The organism is Pantoea sp. AG702 (assembly GCF_003182295.1).
In the GTDB taxonomy this organism is placed as follows: domain Bacteria; phylum Pseudomonadota; class Gammaproteobacteria; order Enterobacterales; family Enterobacteriaceae; genus Pantoea; species Pantoea ananatis.
This window is the reverse complement of sequence record NZ_QGTU01000003.1, coordinates 49630-75167: the sequence shown is the minus strand read 5'-3', so window position 1 is coordinate 75167 and position 25538 is coordinate 49630. Positions and strand designations below refer to the sequence as shown.

At 54.4% G+C, this 25538-nt stretch carries 24 protein-coding genes and 1 pseudogene; 5 read left to right on the top strand and 20 right to left on the bottom strand.

Going from position 1 to position 25538, the window contains the following annotated elements; genetic code table 11:
• The first annotated feature begins 53 nt into the window (after positions 1 to 53).
• Positions 54 to 611 carry a YtfJ family protein gene (locus DFO57_RS09860; protein WP_024471139.1) on the top strand — a complete coding sequence of 186 codons (558 nt, stop codon included), beginning with the start codon at positions 54 to 56 and terminating at the stop codon, positions 609 to 611.
• Positions 612 to 648: 37 nt separating this feature from the next.
• Here DFO57_RS09860 and cysQ read toward each other — a convergent pair whose 3' ends face one another.
• Positions 649 to 1392, bottom strand: coding sequence for a 3'(2'),5'-bisphosphate nucleotidase CysQ (cysQ, locus tag DFO57_RS09855; RefSeq protein ID WP_110015310.1), 744 nt, complete (start codon positions 1390 to 1392; stop codon positions 649 to 651).
• A gap of 294 nt (positions 1393 to 1686) precedes the next feature.
• Between cysQ and DFO57_RS09850 the strand changes: the two genes are divergently transcribed.
• Complete coding sequence (locus tag DFO57_RS09850) at positions 1687 to 3627, top strand: bifunctional 2',3'-cyclic-nucleotide 2'-phosphodiesterase/3'-nucleotidase (protein ID WP_042677605.1); 1941 nt, start codon at positions 1687 to 1689, stop codon at positions 3625 to 3627.
• A gap of 36 nt (positions 3628 to 3663) precedes the next feature.
• On the opposite strand, the gene fklB is transcribed toward DFO57_RS09850, so the two are convergent.
• Positions 3664 to 4284, bottom strand: a complete 621-nt coding sequence (gene fklB / locus DFO57_RS09845; RefSeq protein WP_014604905.1) for an FKBP-type peptidyl-prolyl cis-trans isomerase — start codon at positions 4282 to 4284, stop codon at positions 3664 to 3666.
• Between the two features lie 220 nt (positions 4285 to 4504).
• On the opposite strand from fklB, the gene DFO57_RS09840 reads away from it, so the two are divergent.
• The gene (locus DFO57_RS09840) at positions 4505 to 5170 is read left to right on the top strand and encodes a LysM-like peptidoglycan-binding domain-containing protein (RefSeq protein WP_024471140.1); all 666 of its coding nucleotides are present in this window, start codon (positions 4505 to 4507) and stop codon (positions 5168 to 5170) included.
• A gap of 34 nt (positions 5171 to 5204) precedes the next feature.
• Here DFO57_RS09840 and DFO57_RS09835 read toward each other — a convergent pair.
• From DFO57_RS09835 to yjfP, 6 genes and pseudogenes are all read right to left on the bottom strand, one after another.
• Positions 5205 to 6167, bottom strand: a pseudogene (locus DFO57_RS09835) (DMT family transporter).
• Positions 6168 to 6289: 122 nt separating this feature from the next.
• Complete coding sequence (gene rplI, locus DFO57_RS09830; protein ID WP_013027389.1) at positions 6290 to 6739, bottom strand: 50S ribosomal protein L9; 450 nt, start codon at positions 6737 to 6739, stop codon at positions 6290 to 6292.
• A gap of 38 nt (positions 6740 to 6777) precedes the next feature.
• Complete coding sequence (gene rpsR, locus DFO57_RS09825; protein WP_000135199.1) at positions 6778 to 7005, bottom strand: 30S ribosomal protein S18; 228 nt, start codon at positions 7003 to 7005, stop codon at positions 6778 to 6780.
• Between the two features lie 4 nt (positions 7006 to 7009).
• Positions 7010 to 7327 carry a primosomal replication protein N gene (gene priB, locus DFO57_RS09820; protein WP_199226576.1) on the bottom strand — a complete coding sequence of 106 codons (318 nt, stop codon included), beginning with the start codon at positions 7325 to 7327 and terminating at the stop codon, positions 7010 to 7012.
• A gap of 6 nt (positions 7328 to 7333) precedes the next feature.
• The gene (rpsF, locus tag DFO57_RS09815; RefSeq protein ID WP_013027391.1) at positions 7334 to 7729 is read right to left on the bottom strand and encodes a 30S ribosomal protein S6; all 396 of its coding nucleotides are present in this window, start codon (positions 7727 to 7729) and stop codon (positions 7334 to 7336) included.
• Positions 7730 to 8002: 273 nt separating this feature from the next.
• Positions 8003 to 8752, bottom strand: coding sequence for an esterase (gene yjfP / locus DFO57_RS09810; RefSeq protein WP_014594719.1), 750 nt, complete (start codon positions 8750 to 8752; stop codon positions 8003 to 8005).
• Between the two features lie 156 nt (positions 8753 to 8908).
• Between yjfP and DFO57_RS09805 the strand changes: the two genes are divergently transcribed.
• Positions 8909 to 10840 (top strand): methyl-accepting chemotaxis protein, encoded by a 1932-nt coding sequence (locus DFO57_RS09805; RefSeq protein WP_013027393.1) that lies wholly within the window; start codon positions 8909 to 8911, stop codon positions 10838 to 10840.
• Positions 10841 to 10897: 57 nt separating this feature from the next.
• Positions 10898 to 11224: a biofilm peroxide resistance protein BsmA gene (bsmA, locus tag DFO57_RS09800; RefSeq protein ID WP_014594721.1), complete on the top strand. Its 327-nt coding sequence runs from the start codon at positions 10898 to 10900 to the stop codon at positions 11222 to 11224.
• Here bsmA and DFO57_RS09795 read toward each other — a convergent pair.
• From DFO57_RS09795 to mutL, 12 genes are all read right to left on the bottom strand, one after another.
• Positions 11198 to 12826 (bottom strand): isovaleryl-CoA dehydrogenase, encoded by a 1629-nt coding sequence (locus tag DFO57_RS09795; RefSeq protein WP_110015308.1) that lies wholly within the window; start codon positions 12824 to 12826, stop codon positions 11198 to 11200. The genes bsmA and DFO57_RS09795 overlap by 27 nt on opposite strands.
• 85 nt (positions 12827 to 12911) lie before the next feature.
• Positions 12912 to 13646 (bottom strand): 23S rRNA (guanosine(2251)-2'-O)-methyltransferase RlmB, encoded by a 735-nt coding sequence (gene rlmB, locus DFO57_RS09790; RefSeq protein ID WP_028715853.1) that lies wholly within the window; start codon positions 13644 to 13646, stop codon positions 12912 to 12914.
• Between the two features lie 68 nt (positions 13647 to 13714).
• Complete coding sequence (gene rnr / locus DFO57_RS09785; protein WP_013027397.1) at positions 13715 to 16150, bottom strand: ribonuclease R; 2436 nt, start codon at positions 16148 to 16150, stop codon at positions 13715 to 13717.
• 16 nt (positions 16151 to 16166) lie between these two features.
• Positions 16167 to 16610 (bottom strand): nitric oxide-sensing transcriptional repressor NsrR, encoded by a 444-nt coding sequence (gene nsrR, locus DFO57_RS09780; protein ID WP_014604899.1) that lies wholly within the window; start codon positions 16608 to 16610, stop codon positions 16167 to 16169.
• A 221-nt stretch (positions 16611 to 16831) separates the two neighbouring features.
• Complete coding sequence (locus DFO57_RS09775; RefSeq protein WP_014604898.1) at positions 16832 to 18130, bottom strand: adenylosuccinate synthase; 1299 nt, start codon at positions 18128 to 18130, stop codon at positions 16832 to 16834.
• Between the two features lie 166 nt (positions 18131 to 18296).
• Positions 18297 to 18497: a DUF2065 domain-containing protein gene (locus DFO57_RS09770; protein ID WP_013027400.1), complete on the bottom strand. Its 201-nt coding sequence runs from the start codon at positions 18495 to 18497 to the stop codon at positions 18297 to 18299.
• A gap of 55 nt (positions 18498 to 18552) precedes the next feature.
• Positions 18553 to 19557: a protease modulator HflC gene (hflC, locus tag DFO57_RS09765; RefSeq protein WP_013027401.1), complete on the bottom strand. Its 1005-nt coding sequence runs from the start codon at positions 19555 to 19557 to the stop codon at positions 18553 to 18555.
• A gap of 3 nt (positions 19558 to 19560) precedes the next feature.
• Positions 19561 to 20793: an FtsH protease activity modulator HflK gene (hflK, locus tag DFO57_RS09760; protein WP_013027402.1), complete on the bottom strand. Its 1233-nt coding sequence runs from the start codon at positions 20791 to 20793 to the stop codon at positions 19561 to 19563.
• A 166-nt stretch (positions 20794 to 20959) separates the two neighbouring features.
• Positions 20960 to 22240: a ribosome rescue GTPase HflX gene (gene hflX / locus DFO57_RS09755; RefSeq protein ID WP_015699419.1), complete on the bottom strand. Its 1281-nt coding sequence runs from the start codon at positions 22238 to 22240 to the stop codon at positions 20960 to 20962.
• Between the two features lie 75 nt (positions 22241 to 22315).
• Entirely contained in the window at positions 22316 to 22630 is a 315-nt protein-coding gene (hfq, locus tag DFO57_RS09750; protein WP_013027404.1) for an RNA chaperone Hfq, read from the bottom strand.
• Between the two features lie 104 nt (positions 22631 to 22734).
• Positions 22735 to 23685, bottom strand: a complete 951-nt coding sequence (gene miaA / locus DFO57_RS09745; RefSeq protein WP_015699418.1) for a tRNA (adenosine(37)-N6)-dimethylallyltransferase MiaA — start codon at positions 23683 to 23685, stop codon at positions 22735 to 22737.
• Positions 23678 to 25516: a DNA mismatch repair endonuclease MutL gene (gene mutL, locus DFO57_RS09740; protein WP_014594725.1), complete on the bottom strand. Its 1839-nt coding sequence runs from the start codon at positions 25514 to 25516 to the stop codon at positions 23678 to 23680. The genes miaA and mutL overlap by 8 nt, the downstream gene beginning before the upstream one ends.
• Positions 25517 to 25538: the final 22 nt, after the last annotated feature.

Sequence of the window (25538 nt, the reverse complement as noted above, 5' to 3'; positions counted from 1 at the left end):
ACTTAATATGACAGTGGAATGACTAACTGGTCTGATCACTGGAGAGAATAATGATGCGTGCAACACTGGCAGCACTGGCTTTATCGTTGTTAATTCCCGTTAGCGCGCTGGCGCATAACATTGAGCTGGGCAAACGTGTGCCAGCAGTGGGCGTCAACGACAAAGGCGAGCTGATTTTACAGCAGGAAAAATTCAGTTATAAAAACTGGAACAGCGCTCAGCTGAGCGGAAAAGTCCGCGTAGTACAGCATATTGCCGGGCGCTCATCCGCGAAAGAGATGAACGCGGCGCTGGTTGAAGCTATCAAGGCAGCGAAATTGCCTCACGACCGCTATCAGACCACCACCATTGTTAATACCGATGATGCCATTCCTGGCACCAGCATGTTCGTACGCAGCAGTATTCACAGTAATAAGCAGCAGTATCCCTGGTCGCAGTTTATCGTCGACAGCAATGGCAATGTGCAGCACGCCTGGCAATTACAGCAGGGCGGCTCGGCTATTGTGGTACTGGATAAAACGGGTCAGGTTAAATACGTTAAAGACGGGGCGCTCTCTCAGCAGGAGGTGCAGCAGGTGATGAGCTTATTAAAATCGCTGTTGCAGGACTGAAGGCGGGAAGCGGGAGGGCTGCGCCTCCCGCACTGGGTTAAAACAGCGAGACGCGAAAGCCGGGATTAAGAAAAGATTCACGCGGTGCATAGTCCAGTGTTCTTCCCTGCCAGTCGTGAACGTGAGCACCCGCGGCCGCGGCAACGGCATGACCCGCTCCGGTATCCCAAATATTGGTTGGCCCAAAGCGCGGATAGAGCTGTGCTTTCCCTTCTGCCACCAGGCAAAACTTCAGTGATGACCCGGTTGCCACCGTCTGATGTTCCCCCAGTTGCTTGAGGTACTCTTTCATCTCGTCGTCGTCGTTGTGCGAACGGCTCACCACCACTAACGGTGGACGCGCATCAAGCACATGAATCTGTTGTCGCTCGCCGTTCTCTTCTTTCCAGGCTTTGCCCTCTGCGGCGGAATACATCACGCCCAGCGCGGGGGCATAAACCACGCCCATTACCGGTTTGCCCTGCTCAATCAGCGCAATATTCACGGTAAATTCGCCGTTACGTTTGATAAATTCTTTGGTGCCATCCAGCGGGTCAACCAGCCAGTAACATTGCCAGTGCTGGCGAACCTCCCAGCCGGGCGGATCTTCCTCTGATAGTACCGGAATATCCGGTGTCAGCTGTTTTAAGCCCGACACAATCACATCATGAGCGGCCAGGTCTGCCGCCGTGACAGGAGAATCATCCGCTTTGTGAGAAACGTCTGTCGGAACGGAACCGTTGTAGACCTGCATAATCGCGTCGCCTGCTTCACGCGCCAGTTGGCTTATTTGCTCTAACATTTTCCACCTCATGTATGAGAATGCTACGCGTTAACTGTCATACCCGTTGGAATACAGTCTAGCAGCTTCACGTTCATCTCTGATTTCAGGCAAACATTCTGAATCATTTTTCAGGTATATCAACATAATAGAAAAAAATGGCAACGATATCCTTTTACAAAGCCTGCAACGCGTTTCGCCCGACCCCAGCGTGCGGCTGACTCAAAACGTTATCTTCATCACGATTTAATCTGCCCTTTCATCAGAGTTTTACATTATTTTTGTAGCCTTGATCTATTAGCTTTGGGAGCGAGCATGTTTAAGGCGGGAATGATGTTACTGGCGTTGAGCGTTTCAGTTGCAGCACAGGGAGCCACCGTGGATTTACGCGTGCTGGAAACGACCGATCTGCACAGCAATATAATGGACTTCGACTACTACAAAGATACGCCCACGGAAAAATATGGTCTGGTGCGCACCGCCTCGTTAATCCATGCAGCGCGTCAGGAAGTCACCAACAGCGTTTTGGTAGACAATGGCGATCTTATTCAGGGCAGCCCGCTGGGCGACTATATGGCCGCAAAAGGGCTCAAACAGGGCGACATCCATCCTGTCTATAAAGCCATGAATACGCTTGATTACAGCGTCGGTACGTTGGGCAACCATGAGTTTAACTACGGCCTGCCGTACCTGCAAAAAGCGCTGGCTGGCGCGCGCTTCCCCTATGTGAATGCGAACGTTATCGATCTGAAAAGCGGTAAGCCTCTGTTTACGCCCTACCTGATTAAACCGACCCGCGTGACCGATCGTGAGGGTAAAACACATACCCTGCAGGTGGGCTATATCGGCTTTGTCCCGCCGCAAATTATGGTGTGGGATAAAGCCAACCTGCACGACAAGGTGCGGGTGGATGACATCACAGAAACCGCACGTCGCTATGTCCCAGAGATGCGCGCTAAAGGCGCGGATGTTGTTATCGCCCTTGCCCACTCCGGTCTGAGTAGCGAACCTTATCAGGCCATGGCTGAAAATTCTGTTTATTACCTCAGCGAGGTCGCAGGCATTGATGCCATTATGTTTGGCCATGCGCACGCCGTTTTCCCGGGCAAGGAGTTTGCACGGATTAAAGGTGCGGATATTGAGAAAGGAACCCTTAACGGTATTCCTGCGGTGATGCCGGGCATGTGGGGCGATCATCTGGGCGTGGTGGATCTGGCGCTGAGCAACGCAGGTGGCCGCTGGCACGTTACTCACGGCACCGCACAGGCGCGCCCTGTCTATGACACCGCAAACAAGACATCGCTGGCCGCAGAAGATCCGGCACTGGTTAACGTCCTGAAAGACGATCACCATGCCACCCGCGAGTTTGTCGCTCAGCCCATCGGAAAATCCGCCGACGTGATGTACAGCTACCTGTCGCTGGTTCAGGACGATCCCACCGTTCAGATTGTGAATAACGCTCAGCGCGCCTACGTGGAGCATTTTATTCAGGGCGATCCCGATCTGGCAACGCTGCCGGTGCTGTCGGCCGCTGCGCCGTTTAAAGCCGGTGGACGTAAGAACGATCCTGCCAGCTACGTGGAAGTGGAGAAAGGTGACCTGACGTTCCGCAATGCGGCGGATCTTTATCTCTATCCCAATACGCTGGTGGTGATGAAAGTGAGCGGCGAGCAGGTAAAAGAGTGGCTGGAATGCTCCGCAGGCCAGTTTAATCAGATCGATCCGACCAGCACCCGAACGCAATCGTTAATCAACTGGAATTTCCGCACCTATAACTTCGACGTGATCGACGGTGTGAGTTACCAGATTGATGTGACACAGCCGGCCCGTTATGACGAAGAGTGCCAACTGATTCATCCTGATGCCTCACGTGTTAAGGATCTTCGCTGGCAGGGGCAACCCATCGATCCTAAAGCGACCTTCCTGGTGGCGACCAATAACTACCGGGCCTACAGCGGTAAATTCGCGGGCACGGGCGACAAGTACATTGCTTTTGCCTCACCGGATGAAAACCGCGCTATCCTGGCGGCCTATATCAGCGCAGAAACCAAAAAGCAGGGTGAAGTGCGCCCTCAGGCTGACAATAACTGGCGGCTGGCGACGATCAAGGCTGCACAGCCCCTTGATATTCGCTTTGAAACCGCGCCCGGTGATAAAGCCACGCACTTTATTCAACAGCATGCGCAGTATCCAATGAAGGCAACAGGGAATGACGAGACGGGATTTGCTCTCTGGCAGGTAAATTTACAGCAGTAAGAGGGCTAAGGGCGGCATCGCGCCGCCCTTTTATCCTTACAGGATTTCCAGCAGCTCAACTTCAAAAATCAGGGTGCTGAATGGCGGGATGGACGCACCCGCACCGCGCTCGCCGTAAGCGAGGTTGTGTGGAATAACCAGTTCCCATTTGGAACCCACCGGCATCAGCGTCAGCGCTTCGATCCAGCCCGCAATCACGCCGGTAACCGGGAATTCAGCCGGTTCGCCGCGAGCGACTGAGCTGTCAAAGACGGTGCCGTCGATCAGTTTACCGGTGTAATGCACGCGTACGCGGTCCTGGCGCGATGGAATCGGACCTTCCCCCTGCGTCATCACGCTGAACTGTAAACCTGACTCGGTGCTGCTGACGCCTTCGCGCTGGGCATGGTCCTGCAGGAAAGCCTGGCCTTCTGCGGCCATCGCTTCCACGCGCTCACGACGCACGCTTTCCGCACGCTCATGGACTTCACGCAGCGCGCGATGGACCACATCAACAGGCACCGCGGGTGAGTTCCCTTCCAGCGCGTCGCGCAGGCCCGCGAGCAGTGCTTCTGGCTGCAGCCCCTGCAGACCAGACTCCAGCAGCTGCTGGCCAACCTGTAAACCAATACCGTAACTTGCTTGTGCTTCGACGCTGTCGAAAGAAGGGGTAGTCATCTTCGTTCCTTTCACTCTCGGATATAGTAAGACGGGCAGCATAGCAGCGCAGGCCGCTGGCGTAAAATCCACAGCGCCGCAGATGACTTTTGCTGGCGAAAGAGAAACAATACGCAGGTCAAATTTATCAATGCTGGCAGGCACTTCGCGTCCACATTGCCCATACTGTATAAGTGACAAGTTTTTCCTTGTCAGTGGCACTATAAGAAAGAGAGAAAATATGGGCCAGATTGCCCCTCGTCGCCGCAGGACGCACGCACTGCGTATTTTAACCCGGTTACAGGCCTGGCTGCCGCAACGAACGCGGCCGCAAGGTGCCGGAGCGGAGGAACCTGATATGCCTTCAAACGTCTCGTCTCGCCTGCCTCACTGGCTTTATCGAATCTGGCATTTCACAGACGATATCCGCTGGATGGACCCGCTGCCGGCTTTCCACCGTCGTGGGATCGTGCTCGCTTTACTCATCCTGCTGCTGGCCTTTCTCTGGCCGTCCAGCACGCCACAGTATCCGGTAGAACGGCCTGTGACGCCTTCGGCAGAAAAAGAGGTGCCGATGCAGGCGGACATCTACAATAACAAACCGGCTCAATCCGCGTCTCAGCCAGAGGCAAAGGCCGATTCTCAGGGTGACTGGCATAGCTACCAGATTGCGTCCGGGCAGACGCTGGCGCAGCTGTTCCGCGACAATAATCTTCCGGTGAATGACGTCTTTGCGATGGCGCGCGTCGAAGGTAACGATCAGCCGCTCAGCACATTAAAAGAGGGCCAACAGGTGAAAATCCGTCGGGATGCAAAAGGCGTCGTGACAGGTTTAACGCTGGATGGCGCGAACGGCCCGGTGCTGTTTACCCGCCAGCCGGACGGCAGCTTTTTACGGGTAGAATAAGCGATAACCGGTGGCTCACGTCACCGGCTGTCCGTTATCCCGCTTTTTTGATTTTATTGACCAGCACGATCCCCGAACAGACCAGCAGCAGGGCAAGCAGATACTTGATGCCCAACATATCTTCACCCTGGAAAACGGCGGAGAGCACCGTGCCTGCTACAGGCATCACGACGTTAAACGGCGCAATCATGCTGACGCGGTTATATTTTAGCAGCACGCTCCACAAGGCAAAGGGCACTGACGAGATCAGCGTCAGATAACCCAACACCGCCCCAGCACCGATACTGTTGATCTGCAGCGTCTCACTCGCCAGGCCACCGCCCATTACCATGACGCCCCGCCCAGAGCCAACTGCCAGCCGGTCATCACCTTCGGATCGATAGTGTGAGAAATGCGTTTTCCCTATCGCGTGGCGGCAGAGAGGAGAAACGCGGCCAGCACCACAAAGCCGTTACCCTGCCAGACAAACTGAAAATCACTCAGTCTACTTTCGAGGTTGACCAGCATCACGCCGCTAAAACCCAGAAGGCAGCCAGGCGATTTGTTGTCGCTGAGCCTGTCATTTTGATAGATAAAATGCGCCAGCATGATGCTAAAAAATGTGTCCGTGGCGTTCATGATCGAACCTTTTACCCCTGTGGTAAACGCGAGCCCGATTTAGAAAAACGTGTATTGAAGGGCGGTTTGCATGCTACCCAACAGGACAAGCTGACTAAACTGGCGGGGGATAAACGGTAAACCGGTTTGCGCTGCACCAGGGCGAAAAGAAACAATATCAGCCCCGCTAACAGAAAACGATAACCGGCAAAAACCCCTTTCGAGGCAATATCGTCTGGGCGATTCGATACAGCACGTAGCCGCTTTTGATCGCGGGGTAAGAACGTCCCCGGAGCAAACAGCACCGCGTTGCGCAGGCAAAAAACCCATTTCGACGGGTGAACACGGATTCGACAGAAGGATATGCATGGACGTAGCCAATAATAAAATCGCGTTTCATTTTATATTGAACATGCCCGGAGGAGCCTGAATCTGCAAGACAGAGAAGGGAATTCTGTTACGTCGTTAAAACAAAAACGCCGACACTAGTGTCGGCGTTCAGGTGTGGCAGGTAACTAAAAATTAGCCTGCTACTACGTTCACGATCAGTTTCGCGAAGACTTCGCTGTGAACCTGGAAGTCCACTTCGTGCTCACCGGTGGTGCGCAGAACGCCGTTCGGTAAACGAACTTCGCTCTTAGCGACTTCAACGCCAGCTGCAGTGACTGCATCAGCGATGTCGCGGGTACCGATGGAACCGAACAGTTTACCTTCATCGCCTGCTTTAGACGTGATGGTAACGGTGCCCAGTGCGTTGATTTTCTCTGCGCGAGCATTGGATGCTGCCAGAACGTCAGCCAGTTTGGCTTCCAGTTCTGCACGACGTGCTTCGAAGAATTCAACGTTTTTCTTGGTAGCAGGAACAGCTTTACCCTGTGGAACCAGGAAGTTACGAGCGTAGCCCGCTTTAACATTAACCTGATCACCCAGGCTGCCCAGGTTTGCTACTTTATCAAGCAGAATAACTTGCATTACCTTATCCTCTTAAAGTCGTTAATGGACAACAGCCGTTACTGATGACGATCAGTGTACGGCAGCAGAGACAGGTAACGCGCGCGCTTGATAGCACGAGCCAGCTGACGCTGGTATTTTGCGCGAGTACCAGTGATACGGCTTGGTACAATCTTGCCGCTTTCAGTGATGTAGTTTTTCAGCGTTGCGATATCTTTATAATCGATCTCTTGAACGCCTTCCGCGGTGAAACGGCAGAACTTGCGACGACGGAAATAACGTGCCATTTGGCTAGTCTCCAGAATCTATCAATTCAATCTGCTCGGCATGTAACACCATTTTACTCTGACCATTTCGCGCCTGATGGCAGCTGATAAAGCCTTCGAGAATGAGTTGCGTGCCGACCGTTATATGTTGAGTAATCACCTGATGGGCGCTGCCGCTAATAATAACAGGCATTCGACACCAGGCTTGCCGGTGAAATCCGGCCTCCTTCTGCACCGAGTTGTGCTCAAGCACGAACTGACAGTGCGGAATTCCTGACGGGCTAATTTTACGGACTGGCGTCTTGCACACCGTGCCAGACAAGCGCAGCCGATTAACCGTCACGATGGATTACTCTTCAGAATCCCCAGCATCTGAGTCATCAGCGGATTCGTTAGCAAAATCTTCGCGGCGCTCACGACGCTCGTCTTTCGCTTTAACCATCGGTGATGCTTCAGTTACCGCGTTTTTAACGCGCATAACCATGCTACGGATAACGGCGTCGTTGAAGCGGAAGTTCGTTTCCAGCTCGTCGATCACTTCCTGCGGCGCTTCTACGTTCAGCAGAACATAGTGTGCTTTGTGCAGTTTGTTGATCGGGTAAGCCAGCTGACGACGGCCCCAGTCTTCCAGACGGTGGATCGTGCCTTCTGCACCAGTGATAGCACCAGTGTAACGCTCGATCATGCCCGGAACCTGTTCGCTCTGGTCAGGATGAACCATAAATACGATTTCGTAATGACGCATCGAAATTGCTCCTTACGGATTATTCAGCCTCCTGTCAGGGTCAGCTGCGGCCCACGGAAGCAAGGAACGTTATAGGTTGTGAGTCACTGTAATGACACACACCTCTGAATGCAGCTGAAAAATTGACGCGTAATCATACTGGCGGCAACGCACAAACTCAAGCGGGGATTTCATTTAAATTGTCGGGAGACGCCCGCTTTCCGCCCTTGTGTGCGGAAAGCGGGAATGCAGAGGCAAACAGAGGCTGAAACGGAAGGCGCTGTCGTTTACGGGCTAGAGTTGGCGCTTAAAAAAGCTGACCAGCGCCGTCAGGCCCGACGGCGTAATTTTGTGTCCGATATGCTTTTCGGATAACGAAACAAGATGGGCATCCAGCCTCTGCTCATGCAGAGCCCGTTCCAGCCGCTGGGTTTCTGCGAAAGGGACGACCTCATCGGCCTCACCGTGCCATAGCAGGAGGGGGCGGTCCGCGAGATTATGTAGCCGGGCAGCGGGATCGTAATCCGCCAGCGGCGCCATCCGTTTTGTGAACTGTGCCTGCTGTTCCGGGCCCGTTACCGTGACAGGCGGGAACAGCGTGTGGCTGAGTTGCATAAAATAGCCGGACCCCATCATGCAGGCGACGCTGTGAATATGCGCATAGCGCGCCATCACCCCTAACGCCGTCATTCCGCCCATTGAGGCCCCGGCGACGGCAAGACGGTCGCCGGCAATCAGGTCATCAGCGCGTAACGCGGCCTCTATCAACGGGAATTCATCAATGTTTTGTTTGAGGATGTCCCAAAAATGGCTAAACCGCGCGTCGGCATCGCCGTTATAGCGTGCGCCATGCATATCGGCGTCGGGCATCAGGGTACGAAACCCCGCCTGGGCCAGGGCCACCGCAAAGTAGGCATAAACCTCTTTCGACGAGGTAAAGCCATGATAAAACACGACCGTTGGCAGCCGCTGCTGGCGCTGGCCTGCGGGTGCTGCATGCAAACATTCAATACCTGCCAGCCTTTCCGTGGTGAGTTCAATCATATTTTCTCCTGAAGCAGGGGCGGCCTTTAGCGCCTCGCCAACGACGATAACCTGGGTAATGGTTTACAACATTACAATAGTAATAATTTCTAAACTAAATATTTCCGCTGCGCTGCCGTTGTTAATGCATATTTGACAAGAAAACAAAGGTAATCTATGAAACGTTTCTCTCTTAGCAGAACGAGCCTTGGAGTGAAGCTATGCGTCATCACTTCCTTCAGCGTAGGCGTTTTGTTATTGGCGTTAACCCTTATCCAAAGCCAGAATGCTTCACGCCAGTTGGAAAGTCTTGCCGTCGATGACATGGTTAATCAGGTGCAGGGCATCACCGAGATGGCATCCATGTTTAATGCGACGCTGACGCAGGAAGTCGGCAACTATACTCAGCTCTTCGTCAGCTTTTTACCTAAACGCTTCAGCCGCGATGAAACCGCACGTGTTCAGGTCGGCGAATTTTCCACACCGACCCTGCGTGCCGGCCTTAAAACCCTTAACCTCGATCAGATCGCCGTCGATGATTTTACGGATCGCACCTCGGCTGTCGCGACGATTTTTGTCCGCGATGGTGACAATTTTATCCGTATTTCCACGTCCCTGAAGAAACAGGATGGCAGCCGGGCGATCGGTACCCAACTTGATCCTGCCAGCGCCGCCTGGAAAAGCGTCATGAAGGGGGAAACCTTCCGGGGCCTGGCCACCTTATTCGATCACCGTTACATCACGCAGTATCAACCGATTAAAGACGACAGCGGTGCCGTCATCGCGATTCTGTTTGTCGGCGTCCAGATCGATAAGCAGTACGGCCTGATGCGCGAAAAAGTGCTGGCTCGCCGCCTGGGCGACAGCGGGCATTTCTATGTGCTCAATGGTTCGCCGGGCGCGGCGCAGGGACAATATCTGTTTGATAAACAAAATGAAGGCAAGCGTCCAGACTGGCAGGATAGCGTCATGAAGCAGATGCTGGCGCAGCCCGAGGGTGTTCAGCAAGTCGAAATCGACGGTGAAACGAAGATGCTCGCCTGGCAACAGCTGCCCGGCTGGAACTGGATTGTGGTCGGTGAAGTTAATCGTGACAGCCTGCTGGCTCCGGTTATTCACAGCCGAAATCTGTTTCTTATCACCGGCCTGATTCTGGTGTTGCTGTTTGCCCCCTGCTTTGTCTGGTACAGCCGCCGCGCCATCACGCGACCGTTACAACAGGTTATTCACTTAGCTGAGCAGTATGCCGCCGGCAATTTGCTGGAGCATCTGGACACCACGCGTCATGACGAAGTGGGTCAGTTGATTAACGCCATTAACGGCATCGGCGAGGGGCTGGAGAAGATTGTTGCCCAGGTTCGCCGTGCCGCGCAGGAGATCAGTGACGGCACGGATACCATTGCAGCCAGCAGCCACAACATCAGTGAGCAGATTGGCCGCCAGGCCAGCAGCGTTGAAGAAACCTCTGCCAGCATGGAGCAGTTTGGTGCGACCGTTGAGCACACCGCCGATAGCCTGCGTCAGGCCATGTCGCTGGTCGCGGAGGCTAGCGGTATCGTGAGTAATGGCAACCAGACGGTGACCCGCTCGGTCAGCACGATGTCGGCCATTAACGTGTCTTCGCAGAGCATTGCCGAAATTACCCACGTTATCGAGTCCATCGCGTTCCAGACCAATATTTTGGCCCTGAATGCCGCCGTCGAAGCCGCGCGTGCAGGTGAGCACGGTCGTGGATTTGCCGTAGTGGCAGCCGAAGTGCGTGCGCTGGCACAGCGTTCGGCACAGGCGGCAAAAGAGATCGATACGCTGATCGCGACCTCGATACGTCACGTTGCGGAGGGACATACACTGTCGGAGCAAACCCGTGACGCGATGAGCGATATCGTGACGCATATTGAGCAGGTTCAGGCATTAATGGGTGAGATTAACGTTGCCGCACAACAGCAGACGGCGGGCATTGGTCAGGTCAATCTGGCGATGAACCAGATAAGCCAGGCTACCCATCAAAACAGTGAGCTGGTTGCACAGGCAGAAAACACGGCCCAGAGCCTGAGCGACAAGGGGCATCATTTGACGCAGCTGGTCAGTGTTTTCTCGATCAAATCGTGAAGATAACGGGCGGGTAGCTTACACTTATCCACTTAACCTGACGGCGAGAAATCTGCTATGCGTTACGCTCTGTTACTGACGTTAAGTTTGTTGTTAAGTGGCTGCTCGCTGTTCCAGGTGACGCCAAAGGCCCCGCCCGCGCCAACAGGTCACGCGCAGTCTATTACCCGTGCCCAGAGTGGTGGTTTACCGAAGCTGGGCACCATCAGCGCCAGCGTAAGAGGCTCGCCTGACGACGCGCAGCGTGCCATTGCTGCGCGCGCGAATCAGGCCGGTGCCGTTTATTATCAGATTTTGATGGTCGACGAAACGGTTACCCCCGGGATCTGGTACACAACTGCCATCCTGTATGGCGCCTCACCTGCCGCTGGCGCGCGCCAGTAAGCGGTCGGTCAGTGGCCCCTCGATTTTGCGCGTGCCGCGCGGGTCGAGCCACTGACTGCACCATGCATCCGCCACTAACGGCTCGGCGTGCTTCAACAACTGTGCCGCCGTCGCCAGTTGCAGCAGCCTGTTGGTAAGTTCACGGGCCTGCGACTCATCCATTTTGCTCAGGTGCAGAGCCAGCTGTCGCCAGCTGCGATCGAAATGGCGGTTACAGCCTTTAACGGCGTCAAACGCCTGCCTGAGCATGTCCAGCGTGCCGCTCTGGCGGCCCACCACTCTTAATACGTCAAGGCACATCACGTTGCCCGATCCTTCCCAGATACTGTTAACCGGAATATCACGATAGAGGCGAGGCAGTTCGCTGTCTTCGCAATAGCCCACGCCGCCCAGTATCTCCATGGCCTCAGCGATAAAGGGGGCACCTGCTTTACAGATCACATATTTCGCCGCCGGGGTGAATAACCGGGCGAAGGCGGCTTCATGGACGTTGGCGGGAGAAGACCAGGCACGAGCCAGGCGTAGCAGCAGTGCCGTTTGCCCTTCTAACTGCAAGGCCTGACGCGCCAGCACCTGACGCATGATCGGTTGATCCACCAGAGTTTTGCCCATGACCTGACGCTGATGTGCGTGGTACAGCGCAACGGAAAACGCCCGGCGCATTTGGCCGTGGCTGCCCAGCGCGCAGTCAAGACGCGTCATGCCCGCCATTTTCAGGATCAGACGAACGCCTTCGCCCTCTTCGCCCAGCAGCCAGCCGGTCGCCTCCCTGAACTCCACCTCACTGCTGGCGTTGGATCGGTTACCGAGCTTGTCTTTTAACCGCTCAATGACGATGGCATTTCGTGAACCGTCCGGCAGCAGCCGTGGCAGAAAGAAGCAGCTGAGCCCCTGCTGCGTTTGCGCAAGAATCACATGCGCATCGCTTTGCGGCACAGAGAAAAACCATTTATGCCCGACGATACGATAGGCTTCACCGCTTCCGCGCCTGTCCAGGGGCTCTGCGCGCGTCGTGTTGGTCAGCACATCGCTGCCGCCCTGCTTTTCAGTCATGCCCATGCCAATCAGCAGACCGCGCTTCTGATCGCCCGGAACCGCATGCGTGTCGTAACGATCGCTGAGTAAGGGTTCAAGCCAGGACTCAAACCGGGCAGGCAAATAACGCTGTAGTAAAGGGATTGCCGCGTGGGTCATGGTCACCGGACAGAGCGTTCCGGCCTCAACCTGAGCATGCAAGATAAAGCGTGCCGCACGGGCCACGCTGGCATTTGGCTGTACGTCAGGCTGCCAGCTGAGGTTATGCAGACGGCTGGCGCAAAGGCCCTGCATCAGTACATGCCAGGCTGGATGAAAGCGGACGTCATCCAGCCTGACGCCGCGTGCATCATAACGGTGGAGTTCAGGCGGACTGGCATTGGCGAGCCTGCCCAGCTCCAGCGATTCTGCACTGCCCAGCTGCCTGCCGACTGACGCCAGCCACTCGCTGTCCCAGCCGCCGCCTTCACGCTGCAGTGCGTCACACAGCGGAACATCAGACAGAAACAGATTGCTGTGACTGAGGGGAAAAGGTTGGTTGAAAACGGTGTGAGTTGTCCAGGTCATAACGGCTCCTCGCGGATATCACTCACTCAGTATGTAAGGTGAGCCACCATTATGACCGGACAGAAAGACTAAATTGCGGCAGCGATCACGCGTTACGCTGACGAACCGCTTCAAACAGGCAGACGCCAGTGGCCACTGACACATTGAGGGACGAAACGCTGCCTGCCATAGGGATACTGATTAGCTCATCGCAGTGCTCACGCGTCAGGCGACGCATCCCTTCACCTTCAGCCCCCATGACAAGCGCCATCGACCCGGTCATCTTGCTTTGGTATACAGTATGGTCGGCTTCGCCAGCGGTGCCGACGACCCAGATGTTATATTCCTGCAGCAGGCGCAAGGTGCGTGCCAGATTGGTTACCCTGATGAGGGGAACGTTTTCTGCCGCACCACTGGCAACCTTTTTCGCCGTCGCGTTCAGCGGTGCGGAGCGATCTTTGGGGACGATCACGGCATGGGCGCCTGCGGCATCGGCGCTACGTAAGCAGGCACCGAGGTTGTGGGGATCGGTAACGCCGTCGAGCACCAGCAGGAACGGCTTTTCCAGGCTCTGCAGCAGATCCGGCAGATCGCCTTCCTGATACTGGCGGCCCGGCTTCACACGCGCCACGATCCCCTGATGTACGCCGCCTTCCACCTGGCTGTCCAGCCATTTACGATCGGCCAGTTGAATCACGATCCCTTGAGCTTCTAACGCGGTCACCAGCGGTTGCAGGCGACGATCGTCGCGGCCTTTGAGAATAAAGACTTCCTGGAAACGCTGAGGATCGCGTTCCAGCAGCGCCTGCACGGCATGGATACCAAAAATAATTTCGCTCATCAATCTGCTCAGTGGTTGGAAATGAATGGATAACAGCCCCTGCATGCACGCAGGGGCTGATGTGCGCATCAGGCCGGCTTCGCCTTCTTCGCGGCACGCTTAGCCTTGGTGGCGGCGGCGATTTTACGGGTTTTCTCGGAAACTTTTTTACTTTTTTTCTCAGTCTTTGCTGCAGCAGGCTGACTGCTGCTGTTGCGGAAGGCTGAATCCGGCTCGAAATTCGTTTTGCGACCGGCCTGGCGGCGATGCTTCGTCGGTGCCTTAGCGTTCCGCTTCGCCTTATCCCGTTCCGTTTTGCCTTCGCCACGTACCTGGCGCTTGCTGGAAACCAGCGCAAAGTCGATTTTACGCTCGTCCATATGGACCGCTTCGACCCGCACTTCAACGGTATCGCCCAAGCGATAGGTACGACCGCCAGATTCGCCAATCAGTCGCTGCCCTACCGGATCGAAACGATAGTAGTCGTTGTCCAGCGTAGAGACATGAACCAGCCCGTCGATAAAGAGATCGCTCAGGCGCACAAAGAAGCCGAATCCGGTCACGCTGGAGATCACGCCGTTAAAGACGTTGCCTACCTGATCCTGCATAAAGTCACACTTCAGCCAGTCTGCCACATCGCGAGTGGCCTCATCGGCACGGCGCTCTGTCATGGAGCAGTGCTGGCCCAGCTGCAGCATCTGTTGCATATCGTAATGGTAGCCGCCGGTAGCCGTGGTCAGGCCTTTTACTTCGCCCTGCTCTTTTGCCAGCAGATACTTGATGGCGCGATGCAGTAACAAATCCGGATAGCGGCGGATTGGCGAAGTGAAGTGCGCATAAGAGGCCAGCGCCAGGCCAAAGTGGCCCCGGTTTTCCGGATCGTACACCGCCTGTTTCATGGAACGCAGCAGCATGGTTTGCAGCATTTCCGCGTCGGGGCGATCGGCAACCTGATCCAGTAGCGCGGCGTAATCGATCGGCTGCGGTTTGTTACCGCCCGGTAAGCTCAGACCCAACTCATTCAATACCGTGCGGAAGCTTTTGATACTGTCATCGCTGGGACGATCGTGATCGCGGAACAGTGCCGGTTCCTGATGCTTCTCGACGAAACGCGCGGAGGCAATGTTTGCCAGAATCATGCACTCTTCAATCAGCTTGTGAGCATCATTGCGTGAGGTGCGCTCGACACGTTCAATTCGACGTTCCGCGTTGAAGATAAATTTCGCTTCTTCGGTTTCAAATGAGATGCCGCCGCGCTCTTCACGGGCCGTTTCCAGCACCTGATACATGTTGTGCAGTTCCTGCAGGTCTTTCACCAGCGGCGCATATTGCTCACGCAGTTCCGGATTGCCCTGCAGAATATTCCAGACTTTGTTATAGGTCAGACGTGCATGGGAGTTCATCACGGCTTCATAATGCTTAAAGCCGGTGAGCTTACCTTTTGACGACACGGTCATTTCGCACACCATACACAGGCGATCGACCTGTGGATTCAGCGAACACAAGCCGTTCGACAGCACTTCCGGCAGCATCGGCACCACCTGCGAAGGGAAATAGACCGAGGTACCGCGCTGCTGCGCTTCGTTGTCAAGCGGTGTGCCGGGACGAACATAGTAACTGACGTCTGCAATCGCGACCCACAGCCGCCAGCCGCCGCCGCGTTTTTTCTCGCAGTAAACCGCATCATCGAAGTCGCGCGCATCTTCACCATCAATAGTGACCAATGGCAGATCGCGAAGGTCAACACGGCCTTTTTTTGCCGACTCCGGGACCTCTTCATTCAGTTTGCCCACCTGAGCCTCAACTTCTGGCGGCCAGCTGTGCGGAATTTCATGCGTGCGCAGCGCCATATCGACCGCCAGACTGGTGCCCATGTCATCGCCCAGAATCTCTGCGATTTTGCCGATCGCCTTCGAACGACGCGTCGGGCGCTGCAACAGTTCAACCACCACCACGGAGCCCATTCGGGCATTCATGGTTTCGTCAGGGCCAATCAGGATGTCGAAGCTCAGACGGCTGTCATCAGGCACCACAAATCCCACGCCCGCGTCCGTAAAGTAGCGGCCGACGATTTGATTGTTACGCGGTTCCTGTACCCGCACCACACGGGCTTCACGGCGGCCTTTGCGATCCGCACCCAGTGGCTGGGCCAGAATCACGTCGCCGTGCATGCAGAATTTCATCTGTTCCGCAGACAGGTAGAGATCGTCTTTTTGTCCTTCTGCGCGCAGAAAGCCATAGCCATCACGGTGGCCAATGACTTTTCCACGGAGCAGATCGAGACGTTCTGGCAAGGCATAACACTGGCGGCGGGTAAAAACTAACTGACCGTCACGCTCCATCGCACGTAAACGACGGCGCAAGGCTTCGAGGTGTTCTTCTTCCTGCAGGTTCATCTCTTGTGCCAGCTCTTCACGGCTGGCCGGTTTTTCTCGTTTTTCTAATAACGCCAGAATAAATTCACGGCTTGGAATAGGGTTTTCGTACTTTTCAGCTTCTCTGTCCAGAAAAGGATCTTTTGACATTACGGTTCCTCCGATGTCATTTAATATTCATTGCCACCGGCGGTTCGGACAATATAATTTCATATAAAGGTGTATTACCTTCTACTAAGTCTGCCAGCGTGTAGCCATCCAGCTCCTGTAAAAACAGCTGCACGGCGTCATGTAAGGCCTTTTTAAGGCGGCAGGCGGGCGCGATAGAGCAGTTCGAGCAATCCACTAACTGTAGTGGCTCCATTTTGCGTACCACTTCACCTATCACGATGTCCCTGGCGCTCATGCCCAGGCGGATACCACCATTTTTACCACGAATGGCGGAGACGAATCCTGCACGACTAAGCTGATTGATAATTTTGACCATATGATTACGCGATACGCCATAGGTATCGGTGACTTCAGTGATATTGGTCAGCCTGCCTTCCGGCAAGGTGGCCATGTAAATCAGCGCCCGCAGGCCGTAATCGGTAAAACTTGTTAGCTGCACAGTGACCTCAGTCAATCATCCGGTGGCACGTCTATGCTCGCCCGTCCTGCTCTTTATTTCAATGTTGAACTGGCTCTTTCGTATCGAGCTACGATGATAAACCAGACTGTTGACGACCGTGTATTTTTTTCAGCCAGTGAAGGGTTTGACAAGCGAAGGGGCGTTTAGTGGCATCAAATTACATAAAAACAAAGGCCGGACAATGTCCGGCCACAGGATGATTATGCGTTGAAGGGATCGCGCAGAATCATCGTCTCGCTACGGTCTGGACCCGTTGAAATAATATCAATTGGCACACCGGTCACTTCTTCTACACGTTTAATGTAGTTACGCGCGGCCTGGGGCAGGCCTTCCAGCGTTTTCACGCCAAAGGTTGTCTCGCTCCAGCCCGGCAGGGTTTCGTAGATCGGCTCAATGCCTTCCCAGTTTTCCGCTGCCAGCGGCGTGGTGGTGACTTCGCTGCCATCAGGCATGCGGTAAGCCACACAAATTTTCACTTCTTTCAGACCATCCAGCACGTCCAGCTTGGTCATGCAGAAACCGGAGAGCGAGTTAATCTGCACGGCACGACGTACAGCAACCGCATCCAGCCAGCCAGTACGGCGGCGACGGCCTGTTGTGGCGCCAAACTCGTTGCCCTGCTTGCACAGGAACTCACCGGTTTCGTCGAATAACTCGGTCGGGAACGGGCCTGCACCGACACGCGTTGAGTAAGCTTTAACGATACCCAGGACGTAATCCACAAAGCGTGGACCAATACCTGACCCCGTCGCCACGCCACCGGCAGTGGTATTTGAGGAGGTCACATAGGGGTAAGTACCGTGGTCAATATCCAGCAGCGTGCCCTGGGCACCTTCGAACATGATCAGATCGCCACGCTTACGCGCAACGTCTAACAGTTCAGAAACGTCAACAACCATGCTGGTGAGGATGTCGGCAACCGCCATCACATCGCTCAGCACTTTGTCGTAGTCAACGGCTTCTTCTTTGTAGTAATGCACCAGCTGGAAGTTATACAGGTCGATCACTTCTTTCAGCTTGGCTGCAAAGGTTTCTTTGTTAAACAGGTCGCTGACGCGCAGTGCACGGCGGGCTACTTTGTCTTCATAAGCAGGACCGATACCGCGACCTGTGGTACCAATGGCTTTTGCACCACGCGCTTTCTCGCGCGCCATATCCATTGCCACATGGTATTGCAGGATCAACGGGCAGGCTTCAGAAATCAGCAGACGTTCGCGTACCGGAATTCCACGCTCTTCCAGGCCTTTCATCTCTTTCATCAGAGCTTCAGGAGAAAGCACCACGCCATTACCAATGATGCTGGTAACGTTGTCACGCAGAATGCCAGAAGGGATTAAGTGGAGGACGGTTTTTTCACCGTTGATGACAAGTGTATGGCCCGCATTGTGGCCGCCTTGATAACGCACAACGTAATTAGCGCGCTCAGTCAGAAGGTCTACAATCTTACCTTTACCTTCGTCACCCCATTGGGTGCCCAGTACGACGACGTTCTTACCCATTTCTCAAAATCACCGATTGCTTAAAAAAGGATTCTACCATCTGATTTTTCGGTTTTCAGCACTTTTAGCATACGATTGCGCGCTTTTTTGCCTGAGTTTTGATCACTACAACATCCAGGGGTAAAATCGAGGCTGAGATACCATTCAGACGGCGAGGCTGAACGCATTAGAGTTCGCCATGCAGCCGCAACATACAGTAAATCACCATTCCTGCCACCACCAATCCCCCGCCAAATCGATGTAACAGGCGATCGGGCAATTGTGTCATGCTCAAAATCACACGTCGCCACAGACGTGGCATAAACATTGGCCCCAGGCCTTCCAGCACCAGAACCAACGCCAGTGCCATCCAGATATTCACGTTCATACTGCATCCAAAAAAAAGGCCGACAACATTGTCGGCCTGTTAGTTATATCAGTTCTTAACGCGTGGCGTTAGAAGGCGCCTTCATATAGCGGAAGAAGTCGCTATCCGGGCTCAGCACCATGACGTCCTGATTTTCATTGAAGCTGTTTTCATACGCGCGCAGGCTGCGGATAAAGGCATAGAAATCCGGATCCTGGCTGAATGCGTTGGCAAACAGTTTCGCCGCTTCTGCATCACCATCACCGCGGGTAATCAATGCCTCACGCTGTGCTTCTGCCAGCGTACGGGTGACCTGGTAATCGGCCTGGGCGCGCAGTTTTTCGGCCTCTTCCTGACCCTGCGAACGCTGACTACGTGCAACGGCTTCACGTTCTGCGCGCATACGGTTGAAGATCGCATCCGACACTTCCGTCGGCAGGTTGATCTGTTTGATGCGCACATCTACAACCTGAATCCCTAACGCCGCCATACTGTTTGGATTAGGCGCAGGTTCGCTGCTGTTGGTTTCACGCTCAACTCGCGCGGCTGCACTGGCGATAGCATCATCCGCAGCAGGCGTGGCAACTTCGTCGTCACCGCCCGCTGTACCGGTGTTCAATGCATCGCGCACGTCGGTGGTTAAACGGCCTCGTGAATCGGTCACGATGTCTTTAACGTCAAGACGTCCCATCTCTGAACGTAAACGGTCACTGAATTTACGTTTCAGCAGGACTTCAGCCTGAGAAACATCCCCGCCACCGGTCGCCAGGTAGTAACGACTGAAATCGCTGATGCGCCACTTGATGTAAGAGTCCACGATCAGGTCTTTCTTCTCTTTGGTTACAAAGCGATCGGCCTGGTTGTCCATGGTCTGGATACGTGCATCCAGCATCTTAACCGTTTCGATAAACGGAATTTTAAAATGAAGACCCGGCGCAAACACCTGCGGTTTGTTTTCGCTATCGCGTAACACTTTACCAAAGCGCAGAACGATACCGCGCTCGCCTTCCTGAACCACGAACAGCGACGCATAAAAGGCCACCAACGCGATAATGATTAGTACAATTACTGGCTTACGCATTGATTACTCTCTCCCTTCGCGCTGGGTATCGTTGCGCAGAGCATTGGCTCGACGCTGATCCATGATGCTGTCTGGACTGTATGACGACGTGTCATTGCGGCTGGCACTGCGATCGGAAAGCGAGGGCAATGTTGAGCTGCTTTTTTGTCCACTCTTCGCGGATGAAGACTCGCCGCCACGCATCAGTTGATCGAGAGGCAGGACCATCAGATTGTTACCGCGATCGTTCACCAGCACTTTACGTGTATGGCTCAGCACGCGTTCCATGGTCTCGATATACAGACGCTCTTTGGTGATTTCCGGCGCGGCTTTGTACTCAGGCAACAGCTTGGCAAAACGCGCGACTTCACCCTGTGCTTCCAGAACCGTACGCTCTTTATAGGCACGCGCTTCTTCCAGCACACGCTGTGCACGACCGTTAGCACGCGGCTGCACTTCGTTGGCATAGGCTTCGGCTTCACGTACGTACTGCTCACGGTTTTCACGTGCGGCAATCGCATCGTCAAACGCCGACTTCACTTCTTCTGGGGGACGTGCCGCCTGGAAGTTCACGTCGAGAACCGTAATGCCCATATTGTAAGGACGAATGGTTTCGTCGATTTCACGCTGGGTTTCGCTGCGCACGACCGTACGACCTTCGGTCAGAATACGATCCATGGTAGAGCGACCAATGACGCCACGCAGGGCGCTGTCGGTTGCCTGACGCAGGCTGTCGTCGGCGCTGGTCACCGCGAATAAATAGCGCTCAGGATCGGTAACGCGATACTGTACGTTCATTTCAACGCGCACGACGTTTTCATCAGAGGTCAGCATCACACCTGATGCCGCCAGTTCGCGAACGGCTTCGACGTTGACCGCACGCACCTGATCGATAAAGGTCGGTTTCCAGTTCAGGCCCGGCTCCACCAGGTGGCTGAACTTACCAAAGCGAGTGACTACGCCCCGCTCGGCTTCTTTTATCGTGTAAAATCCGCTCGCGGCCCAGATGACGACGGCGGCTACGGCGACGATACCAAAGATTTTGCCACTACCACCGGAACTGCGCTGACCGTTATCACCTTTTTTGCCACCACCGAATCCGCCGAGCTTTTTGCTCAGTTTACGGAAGATATCATCCAGATCAGGAGGCCCAGATTCCTTACCTCCCTTATTTCCCCCAGAGTTGCCGCCTTGATTATTGCTGCTTCCCCACGGGTCGCGGTCCTGTCCGTTATTTCCGGGCTGATTCCACGCCATGTCATTACTCCATTTATAGTTTTAGCGGCTTACCCGTTGTATTCCGTATTGTCGCAACGCTGGCTACGCTCATTGCCCTGACCCTTTGCAAAGTCACTGTCAGAGAGCAAACCCCCAACGCCGCACGACAACATAAAATCCTCAGAGTAAGTTCGATTTGGCAATATCAAACAATATAACTGGTCAGCGACGGCTCCTGCTTGCACAAGCGGCGCCAGTCAATCACGGGCATACGCACATGCAACCCTACACAGCCGTCTTCTTCGTTCCACTCTTTTTCAATCGCCTGCAACTGATAGAAGCGGCTGCGTAAGCGACCCGCCTCCGGCGGCAGACGTAAATCATACTGCGCAATTTCACCGGACAACCGCTCGGAAAGCGCCTGCCACAATAAAGGAATGCCGACGCCGGACTGTGCAGAGAGCCACACGCGGACCGGCATATTTTCTTCATCACGGTCGATGCGCGGCTCAAAACCGTCCAGCATGTCGATCTTATTCATGATCAGTAACGCGGGGATTTCATCAGCGTCGATTTCCTCCAACACCTCATTAACCGCGCCGATATTTTCATTAACCCGGACATCGGCGGCATCGATCACGTGCATCAGCAGCGTGGCCTGACGCGTCTCTTGCAGGGTAGCTTTGAAGGCGGCAACCAGATCGTGCGGCAGGTGGCGAATGAAGCCAACGGTATCGGCCAACACCACTTCGCCCACATCAGCGACGTTTAGCCGACGCAGCGTGGGGTCCAGCGTCGCAAACAGCTGGTCCGCGGCATAGACATTGGCAGACGTAATGGCGTTAAAGAGAGTAGATTTACCGGCGTTGGTGTAGCCCACCAGTGAAACAGTCGGGACGTCCGCTTTGGCACGCGCCTGGCGGCCCTGCTCGCGCTGTTTTTCAACACGTTCAAGACGCGACAAAATCTGGCTAATGCGCCCGCGAAGTAAACGGCGGTCAGTTTCTAACTGGGTTTCACCCGGACCACGCAGGCCAATCCCGCCCTTCTGGCGTTCAAGGTGCGTCCAGCCACGTACCAGACGTGTTGCAAGGTGACGCAACTGCGCCAGCTCAACCTGCAATTTACCTTCGTGGGTACGTGCGCGTTGGGCAAAAATATCAAGAATCAAGCCAGTGCGGTCGATAACACGGCACTCGCACAGGCGCTCAAGATTACGTTCCTGAGCGGGCGTTAAAGCATGATCGAAAAGAACGACCGATGCTCCACTTGTTTTTACCGCATCGGCAATTTCAACGGCCTTTCCTTCACCGACAAAATACTTTGGGTGTGGCGCTTTACGACTGCCGGTGACAACCTGCAGTGCTTCAACGCCAGCAGAAGACACCAGGGTTTCGAATTCCTGTAAATCTTCCAGCTCTTTGTCTTGGGAGAACCAGATGTGTACCAGTACGGCCTGCTCACCGGCATCATAACGGTCAAACAAGCTATAACCTCGCTTATATAAAAAGACCAGGATGGAAAACCTGACGCTTTCCGATCCTGGTTAAACGGTGCCGCCTTACTCTGCGTTATCACCGTCTTGTTGTGGCTGCGACTGCGCAGAAGTGCTGCTGCCGCCATGATGGTAATTGTTGCTGCTGCCACCGCCGGTATTGTTGCTATGGTGAGAAACCGGGCGTGAAGGCACGACGGTAGAAATGGCGTGCTTATAAACCATCTGACTTACCGTGTTTTTCAACAAGATCACGAACTGATCAAAGGATTCGATCTGACCTTGCAGCTTAATACCGTTAACCAAATAAATCGAAACCGGAACACGTTCACGACGCAGTGCGTTCAGAAACGGGTCTTGTAATGATTGCCCCTTAGCCATTCTATCTTTTCCTTATATGCTTGTTGTTTGTTGCTTGTAGAACACAGTGGTTCTGAAAAAAACTGCGTAAAAATTTGCGCACGTAACTTGCCAATTGTACACAATCACCCATGCTTCGCACTAACAACCTTCAGTACTGTATCACGCGCTGAGTGAGGTTCATCACTGTCTAGCCAGTGAATATTTTCCCAACCACGTAACCAGGTCATCTGGCGTTTAGCGAGTTGCCGGGTTGCGCAAACTCCCCGATAAACCATTTCGTCGTAATCGATCTCGCCAGCCAAATACGACCACATCTGGCGATAGCCAACACAACGAATGGAAGGCATATCCGTATGCAAATCACCTCGTGCAAACAGGGCCCGAGACTCCGCTTCAAATCCTGACGCCAACATCTGATCAAAACGCAGTGCGATGCGTTGATGCAACAGTTCGCGGTTCGCGGGGGCGATAGCAAACTGATGCACATCGTAGGGTAACGCTTCACCAGAAATTTTTGTCAGTTCCGTTAAAGTTTTACCCGAAATAAAAAAAACTTCCAGTGCTCGCGAAAGTCTCTGCGGATCATTCGGATGAATACGACTGCCTGCGACCGGATCAATTTCGCAAAGTTGACGATGTAAAGCTTCCCAGCCTCTTTCATTCGCCATTTGCTCTATTTTTTGACGAACCTCCGGATCGGCCGAGGGCAGCGGCGACAATCCTTCAAGTAACGCCTTGAAGTAGAGCATAGTTCCACCAACAAGCAACGGAATTCGTCCATGCTGAACGATATCCGCCATTTCTGCTAACGCATCCCGCCGGAACTCTGCCGCCGAATAGGCTTCGGCAGGATCGCGAATGTCCAGCAAACGATGGGGCGCCAGCGCCCGCTCTTCTGCAGAGGGTTTTGCCGTACCGACATCCATCTGACGATAAATCAGAGCCGAATCTACGCTGATAAGCTCTACAGGTAAGTGCTTGCGCAATTCGATCGCTAATGCGGTTTTGCCTGACGCTGTAGGCCCCATCAAAAATATTGCCTTTGGCCGGCCAGCCTGGTTCAGTTCACTCATGCTTCAACGCGTTGACCGCGCTCTCAATCTCAATGGCTTGTACTAAGCCAGAAGGTGGCGATTTCAGTAACTGCGGACAAAGCCTTTCGAGCTCAGCCAGCAAGGTAATCGCCTGGGAGTGATTCCAGTGTTGAGGCTCTGCATCTTCACGTCGCGCCAGCCACTGGGCCAGTTGCGTAGCAGAGTTCTCTTGCTGCCGGGCGAGATAGCCTAACAGTTCAGGAATCAAGATTTGTAAATTTTGTGTTCGTAACGGTAAAGGCACCGCACGCAGGATAATGTGGTCACCCTCAGGGTGTAAATCAATGCCCATCAGGTTGAGCAGGCTGAGATTTTCCTGGGCCGCCTTGCGCTCCGCCGAGGCGATTTTTAACCGCACCGGGATCAAAAGCGGCTGTGATTTCAGCCCACCTTCGGTAGGTTCTAACTGTGCCTGCTTTAACCAGCGGGTTGCCACAGGCAGAGCCATTAGCAGTAACCGCTGGCCCTGCTCAAGCAGAGCATACTGGCCTTCAAGCACGGTTAACACGCGGCCAAAACTGTGGGCGTGAGCCGCCAGAGGTGGCACGGCACTGACCGGCTCTCGTGCCGCAGGCTCGGCACTTTTGGTTGCCGGCGAACTCGCCGGCGTTTTAAGAAGCTGCTGGTAAACCCGGCCTTCGCGTTGGCTGTATCCGGCGTCTTTATTTTGCCAGGCGGGTGCAACCGATGGCCTGGCCGCGTCACCTGTGACAGCCGGCTGGCTGAAATGATTGCCGCCTGCCGCCTGGCGGTTCTCCTGCTGCCAACGCGGAGTGGGTTCTTCAGCCTGTAACGTTGGCAGAACCGGGGAGGCGCTTTCCTGCAGCACGCTCATGACGCCCTGATAGATGAAGTCATGCACCAGACGTGACTGATGAAAACGCACTTCGTGTTTTGCCGGATGCACATTTACATCGACCTGATGCGGATCTATCTCTAAATACAAGACGTAAGCGGGGTGCTGATCATCCTGTAGCTGGCTCTGAAACGCCTGACGGATAGCATGATTGATCAGCTTGTCACGCATCATGCGGCCATTAACATAGCAATACTGAATATCACTCACCTGACGGGAGCCGGACGGATCGGCAACCCAGCCGCGCAATACAAGGTCATCATGTTGCCAGTCTATGCGTAGCGCATGCTGCATGAAGGTCGTCCCGCATATGGCACCCAGCCGACGCTCACGTTGCCCGTCATCATTGACGGCCCGGTACTGACGCATCAGTTTGCCGTTATGGCTTAATGAGATAGCCACGTCAAAGCGCGCCAGCGCGATGCGCCGGATCACTTCATCAATATGCCCGAATTCAGTTTTTTCAGTGCGCATGAATTTGCGCCGGGCTGGCGTGTTGTAAAACAGGTCAAGCACTTCCAGCGTCGATCCACAAGGATGGGCGGCGGGCTTAACAGTAACGTCCATATCGCGCCCTTCAGCATACGCCTGCCAGGCTTCGTTTTGCTCGGCCGTGCGCGATGTCAGGGTCAGACGAGACACTGAGCTGATACTGGCCAGGGCTTCACCGCGAAAGCCCAGGCTCATAATGGCCTCAAGATCGTCCAGCGAAGCAATTTTACTCGTGGCATGCCGAGCCAGCGCCATTGCCAGCTCATTTTTCGCTATACCGCAGCCGTTATCGCGGATGCGAATCAGTTTTGCGCCACCCTTTTCAATTTCCACATCAATGCGCGTCGCCCCGGCATCAAGGCTGTTTTCCACCAGCTCTTTGACGACCGATGCAGGACGCTCAACCACTTCTCCCGCCGCAATTTGGTTTGCGAGTTGCGGCGGCAAAATTTGTATTGGCATGCTGGATATCCTTGTGGCTGAC

Bases quoted from the DNA above. Each gene is read 5' to 3' on its own strand.
- rpsF (WP_013027391.1), bottom strand. From the start codon at position 7,729: ATGCGTCATTACGAAATCGTATTTATGGTTCATCCTGACCAGAGCGAA.
- miaA (WP_015699418.1), bottom strand. From the start codon at position 23,685: ATGAGTGAACTGAACCAGGCTGGCCGGCCAAAGGCAATATTTTTGATG.
- hfq (WP_013027404.1), bottom strand. From the start codon at position 22,630: ATGGCTAAGGGGCAATCATTACAAGACCCGTTTCTGAACGCACTGCGT.
- DFO57_RS09775 (WP_014604898.1), bottom strand. From the start codon at position 18,130: ATGGGTAAGAACGTCGTCGTACTGGGCACCCAATGGGGTGACGAAGGT.
- cysQ (WP_110015310.1), bottom strand. From the start codon at position 1,392: ATGTTAGAGCAAATAAGCCAACTGGCGCGTGAAGCAGGCGACGCGATT.
- rnr (WP_013027397.1), bottom strand. From the start codon at position 16,150: ATGTCAAAAGATCCTTTTCTGGACAGAGAAGCTGAAAAGTACGAAAAC.
- hflK (WP_013027402.1), bottom strand. From the start codon at position 20,793: ATGGCGTGGAATCAGCCCGGAAATAACGGACAGGACCGCGACCCGTGG.
- rpsR (WP_000135199.1), bottom strand. From the start codon at position 7,005: ATGGCACGTTATTTCCGTCGTCGCAAGTTCTGCCGTTTCACCGCGGAA.
- DFO57_RS09770 (WP_013027400.1), bottom strand. From the start codon at position 18,497: ATGAACGTGAATATCTGGATGGCACTGGCGTTGGTTCTGGTGCTGGAA.
- fklB (WP_014604905.1), bottom strand. From the start codon at position 4,284: ATGACTACCCCTTCTTTCGACAGCGTCGAAGCACAAGCAAGTTACGGT.
- yjfP (WP_014594719.1), bottom strand. From the start codon at position 8,752: ATGATTGAACTCACCACGGAAAGGCTGGCAGGTATTGAATGTTTGCAT.
- DFO57_RS09840 (WP_024471140.1), top strand. From the start codon at position 4,505: ATGGGCCAGATTGCCCCTCGTCGCCGCAGGACGCACGCACTGCGTATT.
- DFO57_RS09805 (WP_013027393.1), top strand. From the start codon at position 8,909: ATGAAACGTTTCTCTCTTAGCAGAACGAGCCTTGGAGTGAAGCTATGC.
- rplI (WP_013027389.1), bottom strand. From the start codon at position 6,739: ATGCAAGTTATTCTGCTTGATAAAGTAGCAAACCTGGGCAGCCTGGGT.
- rlmB (WP_028715853.1), bottom strand. From the start codon at position 13,646: ATGAGCGAAATTATTTTTGGTATCCATGCCGTGCAGGCGCTGCTGGAA.
- hflC (WP_013027401.1), bottom strand. From the start codon at position 19,557: ATGCGTAAGCCAGTAATTGTACTAATCATTATCGCGTTGGTGGCCTTT.
- mutL (WP_014594725.1), bottom strand. From the start codon at position 25,516: ATGCCAATACAAATTTTGCCGCCGCAACTCGCAAACCAAATTGCGGCG.
- bsmA (WP_014594721.1), top strand. From the start codon at position 10,898: ATGCGTTACGCTCTGTTACTGACGTTAAGTTTGTTGTTAAGTGGCTGC.
- DFO57_RS09795 (WP_110015308.1), bottom strand. From the start codon at position 12,826: ATGACCTGGACAACTCACACCGTTTTCAACCAACCTTTTCCCCTCAGT.
- DFO57_RS09850 (WP_042677605.1), top strand. From the start codon at position 1,687: ATGTTTAAGGCGGGAATGATGTTACTGGCGTTGAGCGTTTCAGTTGCA.
- DFO57_RS09860 (WP_024471139.1), top strand. From the start codon at position 54: ATGCGTGCAACACTGGCAGCACTGGCTTTATCGTTGTTAATTCCCGTT.